Here is an 18,323-nt window from a genome sequence, read left to right as displayed (position 1 = left end):
TGCGACCGCGAGGAAGTGCCCGGTCAGTGCATCTCAGCGCGAGGAGGTGCCCGATCGATTCGCGTGTGCGGATGCGCCGACTCGGGGAGGATGGGTCGGTGACCCTGACCCCCGCCGTCGTCGTACGCGACCTCCACGTCCGCTTCGGTGACGTCGAGGCCGTCTCGGGTGTCGACCTCACCGCCCACAGCGGCCGGGCGACGGCGCTGCTCGGGCGCAACGGGGCCGGCAAGTCGACCACCATGAAGGTGCTCGCGGGCGTCGTCCCGCCGACGGCCGGCGAGGTCAGCGTCGCCGGGCACGACGCGGCCGCCGACGCGCTCGGTGTGAAGCGGGTGGTGGGCTACTGCCCCGACGTCGGCGGGCTGGTCCCGCGCGCGACGCCGTGGGAGCACCTGCAGCTCAGCGCCCGGCTGCGGCGGATGGACGCCTGGGAGGAGCGCGGCCGCGACCTTCTGGAGCGCTTCGAGCTCGGCGACGTCGCGCACCGGGTCGTCGGCGGCTTCAGCCACGGCATGAGCCGGCGGCTCAGCGTCGTGCTGGCCGCCCTCCACGAACCGTCCGTGCTGCTGCTCGACGAGCCCTTCGACGGCGTCGACCCGCTCGGCGTCGAGGCCACTCTCGACGTGGTGGCCGACGCGCGCGCCCGCGGCGCCTGCGTCCTGCTCTCCACCCACCTGCGCGACCTCGCGCTCGAGGCGTGCGGCACGGCCATCGTGCTGCGCGGCGGCAACCGGGTCGCCGAGATGCAGGCGGCCGAGCTCACCGGCGAGGCCTACCGTGCGCTCCTCGACTGAGGTCCGGCGCAGCGGCTGGCTCGATGCCGTCCGCGACACCGGCCACCTGGTGGCCTTCCGCGCGCGGACCGTACGCCGACGCGGTGCCGCCCTCCTCGGGCTGGTCGTCGTCCTCGCGCTCACCGCAGGCTTCGCGCTGGGCCCGGCCACCGTCGACGTGGATGCCGTCGGGTCGCCGGCCCTGGACCGGGCGGTCGGCTCGTTGCAGGGCAACCTCGGCGCGGCGTTCGTGGGGTTCCTGCTGCTGGCGATCAGCGCCGCGATGGGCAGCGGCGGCGGGCGGGAGCTGATGTCGCGCAGCGAGTCGGCGATCCACCCGATCAGCCCGGTCACCGAGCACCTCGGCGCCCTCGTGCTCGCACCCCTCAACCTCGCGTGGCTCGTCCAGCTCTGGGGCCTGCTGGCCGTCACCGCCCTCGTCACCGGGCCCGGCCGGCTCCTCGGCGCGCACCTGGTGGTGCTCGCCTGGGTGCTCGCGGCCACCGCCGTCGGGCAGGCGGTCGGGTGGGCGGTCGAGGGCGTACGCCGGACCACCCACGGCGTCGTCGTCGTGCGGGTCGCGTCCGGCCTGGTCGTCGCCGTCCTCGCCGTCCTCCACCTCGCCGGGCTGCTGGTGCCTCTGGTCCGGTCCCTGCCGACGACCTGGCTGGCCGACACGATGCAGACCGCCCGGTGGCCCCTGGCGGCGGCCGTGCTGCTCGTCCTCGCCGTCGGCGCCGTCCTCCTGGGCGCGCTGCCCGCGCGCTGGGCCCTCGGCCAGCCTCCCCGCGAGGAGCTGCGCGTCCAGTCCGGCGTGCACGAGGCGCGGCACGTGCCCGAGCCGCGCTGGGGCTCCCCGGACCGTGCGCTGCTGCGCCGTCTCGACCGCGGGTCGGTCTGGCGCTCGGTCGGCATGCGCCGCGGCCTGCTGGTCCTCGGTCTCGGCCCCGGGCTGATCGCGCTCGTGGCGGGCCTGGAGTGGAGCTCGGTCATGTTGCTGCCCGGGCTGACCGCCAGCGGTGCCGCGCTGCTCTTCGGGGTGAACGCCTGGTGCCTCGACGGCAAGGGCATGGTCTGGCGCGAGACCCTCCCGGTCTCCGACGCCGACGTGTTCGACGTACGCGCCCTCGTCGTCGCCGAGTGCATGGCCGTCGTCTCGGGCGTGACCGTCGTGCTCGCGCTGCTGCGCAACGGCCCGCCGCCGCTCGTCACGGGCGTCGCGGTGCTGGCGTGCTGGCTGGTCGTGCTCGTCCAGGTGCTCGCGATCGTGATGACCTGGTCGATCCGCTCGCCCTACTCCGTCGACCTCTCCTCGCCGCGCGCGACGCCGGCTCCCCACGGCGCGATGGCGGCGTACGCCGGCAAGCTCTCCCTCGTCACGACGCTGACGGGCATGCTCTTCACCGGCGTCGCCGTCATGCCGTGGGCCTGGCTGCCCCTCGCGGTCGCCGTGCCGTTCCTCGCCTGGTCGACCCGGAAGCTGCTCCGCGCCCGCCGCCGCTGGCTCACCCCCGCCGAGCGCGCCCGGGTCGTGCTCACCGTCGCTGCCGTCTGACCCGGACTTCTGCGGTTTCCCCGCCTATGCGGGGAAACCCGAACTTCTGCGGGCGTGCAAACCCCCAGAAGTTCCAATGTCCCCGCATCAGCGGGGAAACCAAAGGGGCCGCCGCGATGCATACGTGGTATACATACCCGGTATCCATCGCTCACGGGGGCGAGGGATCGACCACGGGAGGCGCGGATGTCGATCCGTCAGGCCATGCTGGCGATCCTGGAGCAGGGGCCGATGTACGGCTACCAGCTGCGGGCGGAGTTCGAGCAGCGGACGGGGGAGACCTGGCCGCTCAACATCGGGCAGGTCTACACCACCCTCACGCGTCTCGAGCGTGACGGGATGGTCGAGGTCGTCGACGAGCGGGGCGGGAGCGACGTCGCCGGACACGGGGGTGCCGGCGAAGGGTCCGACCGCACGCACGTCAGCTATCGCGCCACCGAGGCGGGCAGGAGCGAGGTGTCGGAGTGGTTCGCCACGCCGGTGCCTCGCTCCCAGCCGCCGCGTGACGAGCTGGCGATCAAGCTCGCCCTCGCCGTGACGCTGCCGGGCGTCGACGTCGGCACGATCATCCAGCGCCAGCGCAGCGCGACCATCGCCGCGCTCCAGGACTACACCCGTCTCAAGCGCAGCGGCCGCGCCGCGACGCCGCAGGAGCCCGAGGACCTCGCCTGGAGCCTGGTCCTCGACTCCCTCGTCTTCGACGCCGAGGCCGAGGTGCGGTGGCTCGACCACTGCGAGGCCCGGCTGCGCCGCGCTGCCGCGGACCGCGAGGACGTACGACGGGACGCGCCCGCCGCGACGAGGAACCAGGGAGCCACCCGGTGAACGCCCTCCTCCACCTCGCGGCCGTCTCCCGCATCCACGGCGAGGGCGCCACCGAGGTGCACGCCCTGCGCCACGTCACCTTCCGCGCCCACCCCGGCGAGCTGGTCGCCGTGATGGGACCGAGCGGCTCCGGCAAGTCGACCCTGCTCACCCTCGCCGGCGGCCTCGACGCCCCGACGGCCGGCTCGGTCTGGATCGAGGGCACCGACCTCGCCTCGCTCGACAACGCCGGGCGCGCACGCATCCGTCGTACGTCGGTGGGCTACGTGTTCCAGGACTTCAACCTGATCCCCGCGCTGACCGCCGCCGAGAACGTCGCCCTTCCGCGCGAGCTCGACGGGGAGAAGGGCAAGGTGGCGCGCCGCCTCGCGATGACCGCGCTCGAGGAGGTCGGCATCGCCGACCTCGCCGACCGGTTCCCCGACGAGATGTCCGGCGGGCAGCAGCAGCGCGTCGCCATCGCCCGCGCCATCGTCGGCGAGCGCCGCCTGATCCTGGCCGACGAGCCGACGGGCGCGCTCGACACCGACACCGGCGAGGAGATCCTGCGCCTGATCCGCGCCCGGTGCGACGCCGGCGCCGCGGGGGTGATGGTCACCCACGAGGCCCGCCACGCCGCCTGGGCCGACCGCGTGGTCTTCCTGCGCGACGGCGTGGTCGTCGACGAGACCGGGTCCGACGAGCCCGAGGAGCTGCTCGTCGGGGACCCCGCATGAGCGGCTGGCGCCCGGCGCTGCGGATCGCCTGGCGCGACGCCCTGCGCCACCGGGGCCGCAGCCTCCTGGTGCTGGTGATGATCAGCCTGCCCGTGCTCGCCGTCAGCGCGGCCGCGGTGGTCCTCAAGACGTCCGAGGTGAGCGGGATCGAGGGCGTCGAGCGCACCCTCGGTGCGGCGGACGCGCGGATCAGGGTCGAGGGTCGCGGCCGGGTGATGCAGACCCCCGACCCGTCGGACGGGACGTGGGGCCAGACCGAGGAGCTCGACCTCGACCACCCGCCGACCGAGGGGGAGCTCCGGGCGCTCGTCGGCGAGGACGCACGTCTCCTGCCCATCTCCAGCGGTTGGACGCGGGTACGCCTGGACGACCGCGTGATCGACGTGTCCACCACCGGGGTCGACCTGGCCGACCCCCTCGCACGGGGCCTCTTCGATCTCGAGGACGGCCGCCTGCCGGCGGGGGACGGCGAGGTCGTGGTCAACGGCGCCGCCCTCGACAAGGGCTTCGCGTTGGGCGACGAGATCGAGGTCGACGGGTCGACCTGGACGATCGTCGGCACCGGGCGGGACGCGACCGACCGCGACACCGCGGTGGCGATCGGGTCGGTCGACGACATGCCCTCCGCCGGGACCAACGTGAGCGAGTGGCTGGTCGAGGCCGGACCCGTGTCGTGGTCGACGGTGCTCGAGGTCAACGAGCTCGGCGGCGTCGTCACCTCGCGGGCCGTGCTGGCCGACCCGCCCGACCTGACCGCGATGGCTGAGCAGATGGGCTACGACACCGGCCGCGACGAGCTGGTCGCGGTCGCCACGCTGATCGTCGTGATGGCGCTGATCGAGGTCGTGCTGCTCGCCGGACCGGCGTTCGCAGTGGGTGCACGCCGGCACTCCCGCACACTGGCTCTCATCGCCGCCTCGGGAGGCACGCCCGCGCAGTCGCGCCGCGTCGTGCTGGGCAGCGGTGTCGTGCTCGGGCTCGTCGCAGCGGCGGTGGGCCTCGTCCTGGGGATAGTGGCGGGCTGGGCGCTGCTGCCGCTGGTCCAGCGCTTCAACGGCGAGTGGTTCGGTCCGTTCGAGCTGCCCTGGCTCTACCTGCTCGCGATCTCCGCCTTCGGCCTCGTCTCCGCCGTGCTCGCGTCCGCGGTCCCGGCCTGGCTGGCCAGCCGCCAGGACGTCGTCGCGGTGCTCGGGGGCCGGCGCGGGGACCGCCGGCCGCGCGCCTCGACCCCGGTGGTCGGGCTGGTCCTGCTCGGCGTCGGCATCGCCGCGTCGACGTACGGCGCAGTGGCGGCCGACCGCAGCACCTCCGGGGCGTACTGGATCGGCGGCGCCGCCATCGTGTCGGTGCTGGGCATGATCCTGGTGGTGCCGGTCGTCGTCTCGGCGGTCGCACGGCTGGCCGGCCGGCTGCCGCTCACGGCGAGGTACGCCGCCCGCGACGCCGCGCGCCACCGCACCCGCACCGTCCCGGCCGTCGCCGCGGTCGCCGCGACGGTCGCCGGTGTCGTCGCGCTCGGCATCGCCAACGCCAGCCAGGAGCTGGCGGACGAGGAGGGCTACACGCCTCGCGCGCCCATGGGCACCGGCTCGATCGGCTGGGGCCCGGAGGTCCTCCCCGGTGAGGAGGCAGCCGACCGCGACGAGGTCTGGGGCCGCATCACCGCGGCGGTGCACGACGTGGCGCCCGGTGTGGAGGTGGCGCCGATCCGGGGCCTGGACGACACCTACGACCCCAACGGCTGGACCACGACCACGGTGGAGACCCCGCGCGACCTCGAGCCGGACCTGTGGGGACTCTCCACGTCGGGCCCGTCCATCGCCGTCGCCGACGCGGCGGCCGAGCTGGGCATCCACGGAGCGGTCGCCGACGAGGTCGACGCAGCACTCGCCGACGACCTCGTCGTGATGCTCACCCCGGGGCTGGACACCCGGATCGAGACCACGCTGAACCAGGAGACCTGGCGCGAGGGCCGTGACGAGGCGGTGGAGGTCACCCGTGACCCCGTGGAGGTGCGGATCCTGCCCTGGGACGAGGGCGCACTCGGCGTGGCGCCGTCGAGCACCATCCTGCCGACGTCGCTCGCGGACGGCCTCGGTCTCGACGTCATCACCTCCAGCGTCGTCCTGACCGGGGACATCGACCGGGCGACCGAGACCCGCATCGCCGAGGCGGTCGGCGGCGCGGCCGACAACACCTACGTCTACGTCGAGCGCGGCTACCAGCGCTCGGACGAGGCCGTGATCATCCTGCTCGTGCTGGCCGCCCTCGGCGGCGTGCTCATGCTCGGTGGGACGCTCACCGCGACGTTCCTCGCGCTCTCCGACGCGCGACCTGACCTCGCGACGCTGTCCGCCGTGGGGGCCGCGCCCCGGACGCGGCGGCGGGTCGCGGCGTCGTACGCCCTCGTCGTCGGCCTCGTCGGCGCGGTCCTCGGGGCGGCAGTCGGCTTCATCCCCGGGATCGCGATCTCGCGGCCGCTGACCTCGCTGGGCTACACGGGACCGACCGGCATCGAGGCCGGGCCCCACCTCGCGATCCCTTGGCTCCTGGTCGCGACCATCGTCCTCGCGCTGCCGCTGCTCACGGCGGCCGTCGTCGGGTTGAGCGCACGCTCGCGGCTGCCGCTGGTGGCCAGGCTGGACTGATCGCCGCCGGTCGACCACTGGGACACAGATATGGACGCTGGCCGCGCGGAATTCCGCGACTCGAGCGGCCATATGTCCGCTCGAGTCACCCGTCTGAGCGGGTGAGCGCGACCCGGGCGGAGCGGGTGCGGCCGTCGAGGGCGCGTACGACGGCCGCGCGGAGGTCGGCGAGGGCGCGGGCGGCGAGCCGGTCGGCCCGGTGGCGCGGGGCGGGGGCGAGCACCGAGTCCTGCAGCAGGGCAGCCTGCTGCTCGAACCAGGCCGCGACCTCAGCCAGGGCCGCCTCCGGCAGCCGGCCGACGGCGTCGACCTGCACGACGACCTGGAAGGCGGCCGTCGCCGTGAGGCAGGTGGCACACGCGTCGTCGACCGCCAGCGCCCGGTTGCCCGGTCGGGCGCGGGTGCCCGGGCCGATCACGACCACCTGCACCGCGAGCGCGGTCGCGGTGCAGTCCCAGCAGTCCTGCGTCCAGGCGGAGGCCACGTTGTCGAAGCGGGCCGACGCCGGGCCGGGGACGTAGAGCACCTGCAGCACCGCGCTCGCGCCGCGACACCCGTGGCACCCGGTGACGGTGGTCGCCACCGCGTCGGCCTTGAGGTCGCCCTCACGGACCATGGTCTCGGCGACCACGCGGTCGGTGTCGTCGCGGCGCTGGTCGCTGGGCTGGGCGCTCGCCACGACGTCGAGGTCACGCCGGTCGCCCCGCGACTGGCCGGTGCCCGCCTGGGCGGCCCCCGCCAGCAGCACCGATGCCAGGGCCAGGTGCACGGCCAGGCCGCGTGCGGTCACGGCACACCGTCGACCACGAAGTTGTCGGCGACCGCGGCCGCGACGTCCACGAGCGCGTCGCGGGTGCCGCGGTGCAGCGAGGACATGTCGGTGAGGGCGCCCGGCTCGAGCGCGTCGTCCCACGGGACGGTCACCACGCGGGCGCACCGCTTCTCGAAGTGCCGGCGCATCGGCTCCGGTGGTTCGCTGCCGCGGCGCTCGGCGTTGACGACGACGACGGTCCGCGCGACGAGGTCCTCGAACCCGTGCTGGTCCATCCAGTCGAGCGTCAGCGCCCCGGCGCGCCCGCCGTCGAGCCCGGCCCGCACCACGAGCACGACCTGGTCGGCCTCGGTGAGCAGGCCCTGGTTGGCGCTGTCGAGGATGCCCGTGCCGGTGTCGAGCAGGATCACGTTGTAGAAGCGGTCCAGCAGGCCGATCAGCCGGTGGTAGTCGTCGCGGTCCAGCGCGCGGCCGATGCCCGGGTCGTCGTCGGACGCCACCACCTCGAGCCGCGACTCGGCGGCCTGGGAGGTGTAGCGGCGCAGCGCGGCGTAGGTGGTGATCTGGTCGAGGTCGCGCAGCACGTCGGTCACGGTGCGGTCGTGCGGCGGCGCCACCCGGTGGGCGAGGTTGCCGGCGTCGGGGTTGGCGTCCACCGCGATCACGCGGTCGCCGCGCAGCAGGGCGAACGTGCTCCCGAGCGCCAGCGTGATCGTGGTCTTGCCGACCCCGCCCTTGCGGCTCATCACCACCACCCGCCGCGAGCCGTCGACGGGCGTCCGCAGCCGCCGCTCGAGCTCGCGGCGCCGCTGCTCGGGCAGGCTCGGGCCGGGGTTGAGCAGGTGCCCGCTGCCGCGGTAGACCGCGCTGCGCCAGCCCTGCGTCGGGACCGCAGCCGGGGCGGCGTACATCACCTCGTCGGTGAAGTCGGCCGCCGTCAGGATCCGCGGCGGGTCGGGCGCCACGGCCTCGGTCGGCTCGTACGACGGCGGGGTGCTCGCCGCGACCCGGGCGCGGGCCAGCAGGAACAGCGTGGTCCCGAGCCGCCAGAAGGCGAGCGCGGCGCCGAGGATCGGCAGCAGCAGGAGGGCGATCGAGACCACCGCCAGGGCCATGGCCGGCCAGTCCCGCCGCTCCCACGCGACGTCGAAGACGAGCTGCTGCAGCCGTACGCCCTCGGCTCCCCGCGCCACGAGCTCGGGCAGGTGCCAGAGGGCCCAGGCCAGCGCCGCGGCCAGCACCGGTACGACGACCAGCACCCAGCCGATCACGAAGCGCCGCGAGCGCGGTCGCAGCTCGCTCACCCGCGGATCCTCCGGGTGCCCGGGACGCAGGCTGCGCAGCACCGGGCCGACGCGCGCGAACAGGTCCGGCACGCCGGCCAGGTCGGAGAGGACGTAGTAGCCGTCGAAGCGCACCACCGGGATGAGCTGCTGCAGCATCTGGAGCTGGAGCACCAGAGCGGTCAGCAGCAGGACGCCGCTTCCGGTCGCGAGGTGGGCGCCGGCCAGGACTAGCACGGTCAGCACGTTGAAGTGGAGCCCGCCGAGGTCGGTGCGCACCCGTCCCGCCCGGCCGAGACGGTAGGAGTCGGTCACGTCGGTGTAGAACGCCGGGAAGACCAGGTAGAGCCCGAAGCCGATCTCGCCGGGGTGCGCGCCGCCGTAGCGGCAGGCGGCCGCGTGGCCCACCTCGTGCACGAGCGCGGCGGCGGTGAGGAGCGCGTAGATCAGCAGCACGACGACCGGGGTCGCGAAGACCTCGCTGATCGCCGTCCAGAAGCCGTCGCCGGTGAGCATGACGACGTCGGCGACGACGAGCGCGATCAGGGGGAGCGCCACCAGGGGCGGCCAGAAGAGCGGCGCCAGCACGCCGGCCAGCCGGCTGACCGCACCGGCCGGGACCAGCGTCCCCTTGGCCGTCAGCGCCAGCAGCGGTCGCGCCCGCGCCGGGCGCAACGGCTCCGGGGACTCGTCGGGGACGACCAGCCCGAGCGGCTCGAGACGGGTGGTGACCAGGTGTTCCAGGCCGCGGACGCTCAGCGTCCGGCCGTAGGCCGCGCTCACGTCGTCGGCCACCTGCTCGGCCGGCCGGGGCGGCTCGACCGCGCGCACGACGAGGTGCAGCAGCTCGGACAGCTGCACCACCTGGTCGTCCACGCGTCGCACCAGGAAGGCCGGGTCCTTGAGGCCGGACCCCTGGACCGGACCCAGGAACTGCAGGCCGCGCGCCTGGCGCCACCGCTGCCCGGTGGCGGGCGGTGGTGCGGTCAGCTGGGTCTCGGCAGTCGTCAGGTCCATTGCTCTGGTGCTTCGCTCTGGGTGCTCTGGTGGGGGTGCTCTGGTGGGGCGCTCTGACATGGCGCGGGTGCGGCGACGGATGCGCCAGAGCAACGCATCCGCCGCCGGGTCTGGGTGGCCGGCCCTGGGTGGGACTACTGCACCTGCGCCGAGGCGAGGTACTGCATCGCCATGGCGTCGGCCTGGGAGTTGATCGTGGCCGCGTTGACGGCGAGGGCGAGGTTGACGCCCACGACGTTCGTGATGTTGACGCACGCGAACTGGCAGCTCAACGTCTCCCGACGAGGCAGCGGCGTGGCCGTCTCGGCATCCAGGTCGGCCATGACGAGCTCGGGTCGTCGGACCATGCCGGTTCACCTCCTTCTGAGTGGGGCGGGTTCGGGCTGGTCGGGGCAGGATGACGGTGCTCGCGTGGCCTCCCCGTCCCCGTGGGGAGGCCACGCGAGGACGTCAGGACTGGCTGACGTAGATCGCCTGGCTGGCCGTGCTGGTCGCGCTGGCCCACAGGGACGCGGCGTTGAGGGCCATGGACGAGTTGCTCGCCACCACGTTGGCGAAGTTGGTGTTGCCGTAGGTCAGCGTCTCCCGGGTCGGAAGAAGCTCGGTGCGCTCGGTGTCGAGCTCGGCGAATGACAGTTCCCGCATGATGTTCACCTCCCCCCTCGGTGCGGTCGGTCTGGCGGACCCATCGCACAGCGGCCTGCGTGACTCCTGCGTGATCGACCCGTGACGGCGCGGCGACGTACCGGGACCGGTCCAGACGTCCACCCCAATCGTGGGGATAACCGCTCGCGCGCCTGCCCGGCAGGACCCGGCTCGTGCAGCCTGCTCGGCAGGGGATTGCCCGTGACTCGGAACCGGCGAGCCGCGGGACGGGAGAGGGAAGTCTCGGTGATCGACCATGCCGGAGACCACGCCGGAGACCACGCGTGCCACTCGTCGTGGCCTCAGCCTCCTCGGCGGGTGGCAGCTCGTCGTGGACGGCGAGACCGTCGTGCTCGGCGGGCGTGAGCAGCGCCTGTGCGCCCTGCTCGCCCTGACCGGCACCCGCGCCCGCGCACAGGTGGCCGGCACGTTGTGGCCCGAGAGCACCGACGCCCGCGCCCTGGCCAGCCTGCGGCGCGCGGTCGCCCAGACCCACCAGCGCTGCCCCGGCCTGCTGTCGGCCGACCGCACCAGCGTCGGCCTGGCACCCGACGTGGCGACCGACGTCGACGAGCTCCGCGCGGCCGTGTCCCGTGCCGGGGCGCCCGACGCGGACGCCGCGGTCCTCGCCGCGCTCGTGGGGGAGGAGCTGCTGCCCGGCTGGTACGACGAGTGGGCCGAGGCCCAGCGCGAGACCCTCCAGCAGCAGCAGGTCGCCGCCCTCGAGCAGCTCGCCCGCCACGCCCTCGATCGCGGGGACACCGCGCTCGCCGAGGACGCCGCCCGCGCCGTCGCGAGGATCGAACCGCTCCGCGAGCCGGCCAGCGAGCTCCTCATCCGCACCCTCCTGGCGCGCGACGACCGGGCCGGAGCCGTGCGCGAGCTCGAGCGCTATCGCGAGGTCGTCGGCGCGGAGCTCGGGGTGGCGCCCTCGCCCGCGCTCGTCGCGCTGGTGGAGACCGCCACCACTCCCCGGGTCCCCGTCCAGCGCCGGGCGCCGCTCCAGGAGACCGCCCGCACCCCCGAACCGCTGCCCCCACCGGCTCCCCTGTCCCCCACAGGGCCGGCCGGCCTGTCCGCACGGGCAGCCGCCGCCCGGCTCGCGGTGGGGGCAGCCCTCGTCATGGCCGCCTCGCTGGCCATCGCCAACCTCGGGCCCGACAGCGCGCAGCCCGCGCAGCCGTCCGTGGCCGACGGCAGGTCCGAGCAGGCGGTCCCCACCGACGACCGGCGCCGGGACACCCGGCAGGTGCAGGTCCGCCCGGTCGCCGCGGCGGGCGGGGCGGCGGCCTTCGTCGTGCGCGCCACGCTGCGCCCGGCCCGCGTCCGGCTCGAGGTCGCCAGCCGGTCCGGCGACAGCGTCGTACGCAGCGTCGTCGTCCGCAGCCGCGACGGCCAGCGCCTGGTCGTGGGCGGGCTCGACGGCGGCACCTACCGGTGGTCGGCGACCTCGCCGACGGCCGCGCCCGTGACCGGGGAGGTCCGGGTCGACGAGCAGGAGCCGCCGCCCGTCGTCGCCGCCGCGGAGCCGAGCCGGGAGCCGACACCCACCACGCCTGCCCCCACCAGCTCCGCCCCCACGACCTCGACACCCACCCTGGGGTCGCTCTTCACGGAGGCTCCCAGCCCGACACCGCAGCCCACGCCGACGGTGGCGCCGCACCCCCAGCCCAGCCCGACCCAGCCCGGCCCGACCCAGCCCGGCCCGACCCCGCCCGGCCCGACCCGGCACCCCGACCCGCCGAGCCAACCCACCGATCCGGGCACCCAGGACCCCGGCCTCGTGGGGTGAGGAGCCAGCGCCATGACCAGCACCCGCCCCGCCGCCCCGCTCGCGGCCCTGCTCACGCTCCTGCTCGCAGCCGCGGCCCTGGTCGCGTCACCGCCCGCGCCGGCCGCGGGCAACGGCGACCGCGCCGAGCACTGGGCCGGCTACCGCATCCCGTCGACCGGACGCGCCGCCGGCGGCTGGATCGGCGGCTACCGGGTCGGTCGCACCCCCGTCTTCGTCATCACCCCCGAGCGCCGGCCCAACCGGGCCGGCGTCCGGGCGGCCGACCCGACCCGTGACCTGCAGGGCCGGTCGGGTCCCACCCGCCGCGAGACCCAGCGCGCCGCCTGGATCCTGTCGAAGTACGGCGGCTACAGGGACGCCGCGCAGGCCGCCTCCGTCGACGCCGCGGTCCTGCACCTGCTCGGGGACCGCGCGTGGCGCGTCGGCGCGCGGCGCGGCGCCGCACGCGTCCGCGCCTCGGGCGACCCGGCCACGGTGCGACGGTTCGTACGCCTCATGCTGCGCGCCTCGCGGGCGAGCGCCGGCCGCTACCGGGCCGCCGTCCTCGCCACCGCGGCCGACGTCGGCGGGGTCACCGCCGTGACGGTCCGCGTGAGCGACGGTCACGGAGGCCCCGTCTCCGGCCTGCCGGTGACCGTGACCTCGCCCGACGGCGGCACGTCCCAGCCGGCCGCCGGCCCGGTCGAGGCGGTGACCGGTGACGACGGGCGGGCGCTGGTGCGACTGGCCGCGCCGCTCGCGGGCTGGCGCACCGTCGTCGCGCGCGTCGGCCAGGTGCCCGAGCACCGGCTCCGGGTCCGGGGCGCCGACAGGAAGGGCCAGGCGGCGATGGCGGAGGGCGGCGTACGTCGCACGATCGTGGCCAGCGCACGGGTCGCGGTGCGCGGACCGCAGTCGGTCACGCTGACCGCGGTCCCGGGGAGCCTCGTCCTCGGCGGACAGGCAGCCGTCTCGGTCACGGCCCTGGGCGCCGGGGCCGCGCGGGGTGCGAGGGCCGCGCTGCACGGACCCTTCGCCACCGCCTCGGCCGCCGCCTGCACGGGCGCGGCCGTGGGCCAGGTCGCCGGCACGCTCCCCGGCGACACGGCGTACACCCTCCCTGCGCTGCAGCCCGGGGCCGGCGGCTACTACGCGTGGCGCGTGGACGTCGACGGCACCGACACCAGCGTGCCGGCGTCGGCGTGCGGTGCGACGGTCAAGGTGCGCGGCCGGGCCTCCGTGTCCGTGTCCGCCCCGACCGTCGCATCCGCGTACGACGTGGTGTCGGCGCAGGTGAGCGTCGGCGGCCTGCCCTTCGGCGGGCCGGTGGACGTGACGACGTCGCTCTTCGGCCCCTACGCCACGGCAGGGGAGGCGTGCACGGGCAACCACCGGGACGTGACGCAGCGGCGGCCGGGCAACGGGACGTTCGCGTCGCTGAGCTTCCAGGTCGTCGAGCCGGGGTGGTACGCGTGGCGCGCCTCGCTGCCGGAGGGCGACCTCTGGGTGGGCGCGACCTCGCCGTGCGGGACCCTCGCCACCCTCACCCAGGTCCAATGATTAAAAGTCAGTCTTGACTGTTTGTTTGTTCGTCGGCAGGCTGGTGCCGTGACCACCGCCCGCGTGCCGCAGGCCGACCGGACCCGCGCCATGCGCGCCCGGCTGCTGGAGGCGACGGTCGAGCTGCTCGTCGAGCGCGGCTTCGCGCACACCTCGACCACGCTGGTCTCCGAGCGGGCGGGCGTGAGCAGGGGAGCGCAGCTGCACCACTTCCCGACGAAGAACGACCTCGTGGTCGCCGCCGTCGAGCACCTCACCGAGCGCCGCGGCGCCGAGCTCGCGGAGGCGGTCGCGCAGCTGCCGGCCGGCAGGAAGCGCACGCACGCCGTGGTCGAGGTGCTCGGCGACCACTTCGCCTCGCCGGTCTTCGCCGCCGCGCTCGAGCTGTGGGTCGCGGCCCGCACCGACGAGGCCCTGCTCGCCGCCGTCGGCCCCCTCGAGCAGCGGGTCGGCCGGGAGGCGCACCGGATGACGGTCGCGGCGCTCGGCGCCGACGAGTCGAGGCCCGGCGTGCGCGAGCTGGTCCAGGCGACCCTCGACCTGGTCCGCGGCCTGGGCCTGGCCTCGACCATCTCCGACGACTCGGCGCGCCGCCGCCGGATCCTCCACCAGTGGGCCGACGTGCTCGACAAGGAGCTCTCGCGATGACCGACGTGCTCACCCAGGTGCTGGCCGACCTCGCCGCCGAGGGCGACCGGCTCGACGCGCTCGTGGCCGGCCTCGACGACGACGGCTGGCACACCCCGACGCCCGCCCCCGGCTGGGACGTCGCCACGCAGGTCGCCCACCTGCACTGGACCGACGAGGTCGCGCTGAAGGCGGCGACCGACAAGGCCGGCTGGGACGAGGTCGTGCTCGGTGCGATCGCCGACCCCGAGGGCTTCGTCGACGAGCAGGCGTACGCCCTCGCGCGGCGGCCCGACCTCCTGGACCGCTGGCGTGGCACCCGTACGGACCTCCGGGCCGTGCTGGCGGCCTACCCACAGGGGGAGAAGATGCCGTGGTTCGGCCCGCCGATGTCGGCCACGTCGATGGCGACGGCCCGGCTGATGGAGACGTGGGCGCACAGCCTCGACGTCCACGAGGGACTCGGCGCGCCGGTGGAGGACACCGACCGGATCCGTCACATCGCGCACCTCGGTGTCCGCACCCGCAACTTCGCCTTCGGTGTGCACGGGCTCGACGCCCCGCCCGACGAGTTCCGGATCGACCTCGTCTCCCCGTCGGGCGACGTGTGGAGCTGGGGCCCGGAAGACGCGACCCAGACCCTCACCGGCACGGCCGGCGACTTCTGCCGCCTGGTCACCCAGCGGGTGCACCGCGCCGACACCGACCTCGTCGCCGACGGCGCCGAGGTCGAGCGGTGGCTCGACATCGCCCAGGCCTTCGCGGGCCAGCCCGGCGAGGGGAGGAGTCCGCGGTGACAGAACCGATCCGCATCGGCAACTGCTCCGGCTTCTACGGCGACCGGCTCAGCGCGATGCGCGAGATGCTCGAGGGAGGTGAGCTCGACGTCCTCACCGGCGACTACCTCGCCGAGCTGACCATGCTGATCCTCGGCAAGGACCAGCTCAAGGACGCCTCCCTCGGCTATGCCCGCACCTTCGTCCGCCAGCTCGAGGACTGCCTCGCCCTGGCCCTCGAGCGCGGCGTGAGGATCGTCGCCAACGCCGGCGGGCTCAACCCCGCCGGCCTCGCGGAGAGGGTCCGCGAGGTGGCGACCGGGCTGGGCCTCGACCCGCAGGTCGCGCACGTCGAGGGAGACGACGTACGCCACCTGTCGTTCCCGAACGCGCTCACGGCCAACGCCTACCTCGGCGGCTTCGGCATCGCGGCCGCGCTGACGGCCGGCGCGGACGTCGTGGTGACCGGCCGCGTCACCGACGCCTCGCTCGTCGTCGGACCGGCCGTGGCGCACCACGGCTGGACGCCCACGTCGTACGACGAGCTGGCGGGCGCGGTCGTCGCCGGCCACGTCATCGAGTGCGGCACCCAGGCGACCGGCGGCAACTTCAGCGGCTTCCTCTCGCTGCCCCACCGCGACCGCCTGCTCGGCTTCCCGGTCGCGGAGGTCGCCGCCGACGGCTCCAGCGTGATCACCAAGCACGCGGGCACGGGCGGGGCGGTCACGGTCGACACCGTCACCGCGCAGCTGGTCTACGAGATCCAGTCGACGCGCTACCTCGGCCCCGACGTCACCGTCCACCTCGACTCGATCCGGCTCGCGCAGGACGGCGAGGACCGGGTGGCGATCACCGACGTCGTCGGCGAGGCGCCGCCCGAGCGGTTCAAGGTCTGCGTCAACGAGCTCGGCGGCTGGCGCAACCAGGCCGAGTTCGTCCTCACCGGCCTCGACGTCGAGGCCAAGGCCGCGTGGGTGCGCGACCAGCTCGGTCCGCGGCTCACCGCCGCGGAGGTGACGTGGTCCGACGTGGTGGCCCCGGAGCCGGACGCCGACACGCAGGAGGGTGCCTCGACGCTGCTGCGCTGCACCGTCAAGGACGCCTCGCCCGACCCGGTCGGGCGCGCCTTCACCTCCGCCGCCGTCGAGCTCGCCCTCGCCTCCTACCCCGGCTTCACGATGACCGCGCCGCCCGCGGCAGCGACGCCCTACGGGGTCTACCGCGCGGAGTACGTCGACCGCGCCGACGTCACGCACACGGTCGTGCACGCCGACGGCCGGCGCGAGGTCGTCGCAGACCCGACCGGCTTCACCCCGGACGAGCCAGCGCCCGGCGCCCGCCCGTCGCCGTACCCGGCCCGGACCGACGTGCTGACCCGCCGCCTCCCGCTGGGCACCTTCGTCCACGCCCGCTCCGGCGACAAGGGCGGTGACGCCAACGTCGGCCTGTGGGTCGCGCACGACGACGTCAGCCGCGAACAGCACGCGGCTCGGGTGCAGTGGCTGTTCAAGATCCTGTCCCCGCGCGGCATCCCGGCCCTGCTGCCGGAGGCGGCCGACCTCGACGTCGACGTGTGGCTGCTGCCGAACCTCGGCGCGGCCAACCTCGTTCTCCACGGCCTGCTCGGCGAGGGTGTCGCGGCGTCGACCCGCTTCGACCCGCAGGCGAAGGGGCTGGGCGAGTGGCTGCGGTCCCGGCTGGTCTCGATCGAGGAGAGCCTGCTGTGAACGACGTCCGCCAGGCGCTGCGCGCCACCGGAGCCGCGTTCGTCCGGCGCGAGGTCGTGCCGCACCTCCAGGAGTGGGAGGACGCCGGCGAGATCCCGCGCGCGCTGCACCGGAAGGCCGGGGACCTGGGCCTGATCGGCGTCGCGTTCCCCGAGGAGGTCGGCGGCGGAGGCGGCGACCTCCTCGACTCGCTCGCGCTCCAGGAGGCGATGTTCGAGGCCGGTGCGTCGAGCGGGCTGATGGCCGGGCTGTTCACCGCTGGCATCGCGCTGCCGCACATCGCGGCCAGCGGCAACGACGACCTCGTCGACCGCTTCGTGCGCCCGACGCTGGCCGGGGAGCTCATCGGCTCGCTCGCGATCACCGAGCCGGGCGGGGGCTCCGACGTCGCGCGCCTCACGACGACCGCGGTGCGCGAGGGCGACCACTACGTCGTCAACGGCGCCAAGACGTTCATCACCTCCGGGGTCCGTGCCGACTTCGTCACCGTGGCGGTCCGCACCGGAGGGGCAGGCCACGCGGGGATCTCGTTGCTGGTCGTCGAGAAGGGCACGCCGGGCTTCACCGTCGACCGGGGCCTGCGGAAGATGGGGTGGCACTGCTCCGACACCGCCGAGCTGTCCTTCGTCGACGCGCGGGTGCCGGTCGCCAACCTCGTCGGCGAGGAGGGCTCCGGCTTCGGCCAGATCGCCGACCAGTTCGTCGTCGAGCGGATCGCGCTGGCCGTGCACGGCTACGGCATCGCCGCCCGCTCGCTCGAGCTGGCCGCGGCCCACTGCCGCTCGCGCGAGACGTTCGGGCGACCGCTGATCCACAACCAGTCGGTCCAGCACACGCTGGTCGAGATGCGCCGGCAGGTCGAGGTCGCGCGCACCTACGCCCGCGACGTCGCCGCCCGGCACACGGCGGGCGAGTTCGTCGTCGCGGAGGCCTGCCTGGCCAAGCAGACCGCCGTCGACTGTGCGGCCTACGTCTGCGACCGGGCCGTCCAGCTGTTCGGCGGCACCGGCTACATGCACGGCACCGAGGTGGAGCGGCACTACCGCGACGCCCGGATCCTGCCGATCGGGGGCGGAGCCGACGAGGTGCTCCGCGACCTGACGGCCAAGCTGATGGGTTACGCATCATGAGAGGACTCCGATGATCAACCTCCTGCCGTCCCTGGGCGACGAAGTCTCCGTCTGGATGGACGCACCGCCCGCCGAGGTCTGGGACCTCGTCAGCGACGTGACCCGGATCGGGGAGTTCAGCCCCGAGACGTTCGAGGCGAGGTGGACCCGCGGCTCCACCGGGCCCGAGGTCGGCGCGTACTTCAAGGGCCACGTGAAGCGCAACGGCGTCGGCCCGACCTACTGGAGCCTGTGCCGCGTCACTGCCTGCGAGCCCGAGAAGGTCTTCGAGTTCGCCGTCGGCACCGACGAGATGAACGTCAACAACTGGGGCTACCGCCTCGAGCCCAAGGACGGCGGGACCCTCGTCACGGAGTACTTCCGGCTGGGGTCCAACCTCCCGACGCGGATCTACTGGCTCGTCCTCGGCCCGCTGCGTCGTCGTACGAACCAGAAGGGCATGCGCACCACGCTGGAGCGGATGAAGGCGGTGGTCGAGAAGTGAGTGCCAAC

Annotated in this window: 16 protein-coding genes; 12 read left to right on the top strand and 4 right to left on the bottom strand. The window is 74.7% G+C overall.

Translation table 11 applies throughout. The annotated features are described in order from the left end of the window. The first annotated feature begins 98 nt into the window (after window positions 1-98). The 5 genes from ACS3YM_RS16595 to ACS3YM_RS16575 all read left to right on the top strand — a co-directional run bounded on the left by ACS3YM_RS16595 (window position 99) and on the right by ACS3YM_RS16575 (window position 6,520). Window positions 99-797 carry an ABC transporter ATP-binding protein gene (locus ACS3YM_RS16595; RefSeq protein WP_439937537.1) on the top strand — a complete coding sequence of 233 codons (699 nt, stop codon included), beginning with the start codon at window positions 99-101 and terminating at the stop codon, window positions 795-797. Next, complete coding sequence (locus ACS3YM_RS16590) at window positions 781-2,331, top strand: hypothetical protein (RefSeq protein WP_439937536.1); 1,551 nt, start codon at window positions 781-783, stop codon at window positions 2,329-2,331. Before ACS3YM_RS16595 ends, ACS3YM_RS16590 begins: the two co-directional genes overlap by 17 nt. A 186-nt stretch (window positions 2,332-2,517) precedes the next feature. Beyond that, window positions 2,518-3,156: a PadR family transcriptional regulator gene (locus ACS3YM_RS16585; protein WP_439937535.1), complete on the top strand. Its 639-nt coding sequence runs from the start codon at window positions 2,518-2,520 to the stop codon at window positions 3,154-3,156. Beyond that, window positions 3,153-3,872 carry an ABC transporter ATP-binding protein gene (locus tag ACS3YM_RS16580; protein ID WP_439937534.1) on the top strand — a complete coding sequence of 240 codons (720 nt, stop codon included), beginning with the start codon at window positions 3,153-3,155 and terminating at the stop codon, window positions 3,870-3,872. The genes ACS3YM_RS16585 and ACS3YM_RS16580 overlap by 4 nt, the downstream gene beginning before the upstream one ends. Then, window positions 3,869-6,520: an FtsX-like permease family protein gene (locus tag ACS3YM_RS16575; RefSeq protein ID WP_439937533.1), complete on the top strand. Its 2,652-nt coding sequence runs from the start codon at window positions 3,869-3,871 to the stop codon at window positions 6,518-6,520. Before ACS3YM_RS16580 ends, ACS3YM_RS16575 begins: the two co-directional genes overlap by 4 nt. Window positions 6,521-6,605: 85 nt before the next feature. Here the strand turns inward: ACS3YM_RS16575 and ACS3YM_RS16570 are convergent, their stop codons facing one another. The 4 genes from ACS3YM_RS16570 to ACS3YM_RS16555 form a co-directional block, all read right to left on the bottom strand. Next, on the bottom strand, window positions 6,606-7,310 hold the full coding sequence (locus ACS3YM_RS16570; RefSeq protein ID WP_439937532.1) for a hypothetical protein: 705 nt from the start codon (window positions 7,308-7,310) through the stop codon (window positions 6,606-6,608). Further along, on the bottom strand, window positions 7,307-9,592 hold the full coding sequence (locus ACS3YM_RS16565; RefSeq protein WP_439937531.1) for a MinD/ParA family ATP-binding protein: 2,286 nt from the start codon (window positions 9,590-9,592) through the stop codon (window positions 7,307-7,309). The genes ACS3YM_RS16570 and ACS3YM_RS16565 overlap by 4 nt, the downstream gene beginning before the upstream one ends. A gap of 134 nt (window positions 9,593-9,726) precedes the next feature. Next, the gene (locus ACS3YM_RS16560; RefSeq protein ID WP_439937530.1) at window positions 9,727-9,939 is read right to left on the bottom strand and encodes a hypothetical protein; all 213 of its coding nucleotides are present in this window, start codon (window positions 9,937-9,939) and stop codon (window positions 9,727-9,729) included. A 103-nt stretch (window positions 9,940-10,042) separates the two neighbouring features. After that, window positions 10,043-10,237, bottom strand: coding sequence for a hypothetical protein (locus ACS3YM_RS16555; RefSeq protein WP_439937529.1), 195 nt, complete (start codon window positions 10,235-10,237; stop codon window positions 10,043-10,045). A 256-nt stretch (window positions 10,238-10,493) separates the two neighbouring features. Here ACS3YM_RS16555 and ACS3YM_RS16550 point away from each other — a divergent pair, with 256 nt between their 5' ends. From ACS3YM_RS16550 to ACS3YM_RS16520, 7 genes are read left to right on the top strand one after another with little or no spacing between them, the layout of a single operon-like run. Further along, complete coding sequence (locus tag ACS3YM_RS16550) at window positions 10,494-12,029, top strand: AfsR/SARP family transcriptional regulator (protein WP_439937528.1); 1,536 nt, start codon at window positions 10,494-10,496, stop codon at window positions 12,027-12,029. Between the two features lie 12 nt (window positions 12,030-12,041). Continuing rightward, window positions 12,042-13,571: a hypothetical protein gene (locus ACS3YM_RS16545; protein WP_439937527.1), complete on the top strand. Its 1,530-nt coding sequence runs from the start codon at window positions 12,042-12,044 to the stop codon at window positions 13,569-13,571. Between the two features lie 48 nt (window positions 13,572-13,619). Further along, window positions 13,620-14,219: a TetR/AcrR family transcriptional regulator gene (locus ACS3YM_RS16540; protein ID WP_439937526.1), complete on the top strand. Its 600-nt coding sequence runs from the start codon at window positions 13,620-13,622 to the stop codon at window positions 14,217-14,219. Further along, a complete protein-coding gene (locus ACS3YM_RS16535) occupies window positions 14,216-14,995 on the top strand; it encodes a TIGR03084 family metal-binding protein (RefSeq protein WP_439937525.1) in 780 nt (259 codons plus the stop codon). The genes ACS3YM_RS16540 and ACS3YM_RS16535 overlap by 4 nt, the downstream gene beginning before the upstream one ends. Next, complete coding sequence (locus tag ACS3YM_RS16530) at window positions 14,992-16,701, top strand: acyclic terpene utilization AtuA family protein (protein WP_439937524.1); 1,710 nt, start codon at window positions 14,992-14,994, stop codon at window positions 16,699-16,701. Before ACS3YM_RS16535 ends, ACS3YM_RS16530 begins: the two co-directional genes overlap by 4 nt. After that, window positions 16,698-17,831 (top strand): acyl-CoA dehydrogenase family protein, encoded by a 1,134-nt coding sequence (locus ACS3YM_RS16525; RefSeq protein ID WP_439937522.1) that lies wholly within the window; start codon window positions 16,698-16,700, stop codon window positions 17,829-17,831. The genes ACS3YM_RS16530 and ACS3YM_RS16525 overlap by 4 nt, the downstream gene beginning before the upstream one ends. A gap of 10 nt (window positions 17,832-17,841) precedes the next feature. Beyond that, entirely contained in the window at window positions 17,842-18,315 is a 474-nt protein-coding gene (locus ACS3YM_RS16520) for an SRPBCC family protein (RefSeq protein ID WP_439937521.1), read from the top strand. Window positions 18,316-18,323 lie beyond the last annotated feature (8 nt).

Source organism: Nocardioides sp. N13(2025), from assembly GCF_051912545.1.
In the GTDB taxonomy this organism is placed as follows: Bacteria; Actinomycetota; Actinomycetes; order Propionibacteriales; family Nocardioidaceae; genus Nocardioides.
Note: the sequence above shows the minus strand (reverse complement) of the source record. Positions and strands in the feature narration are given on the sequence as shown.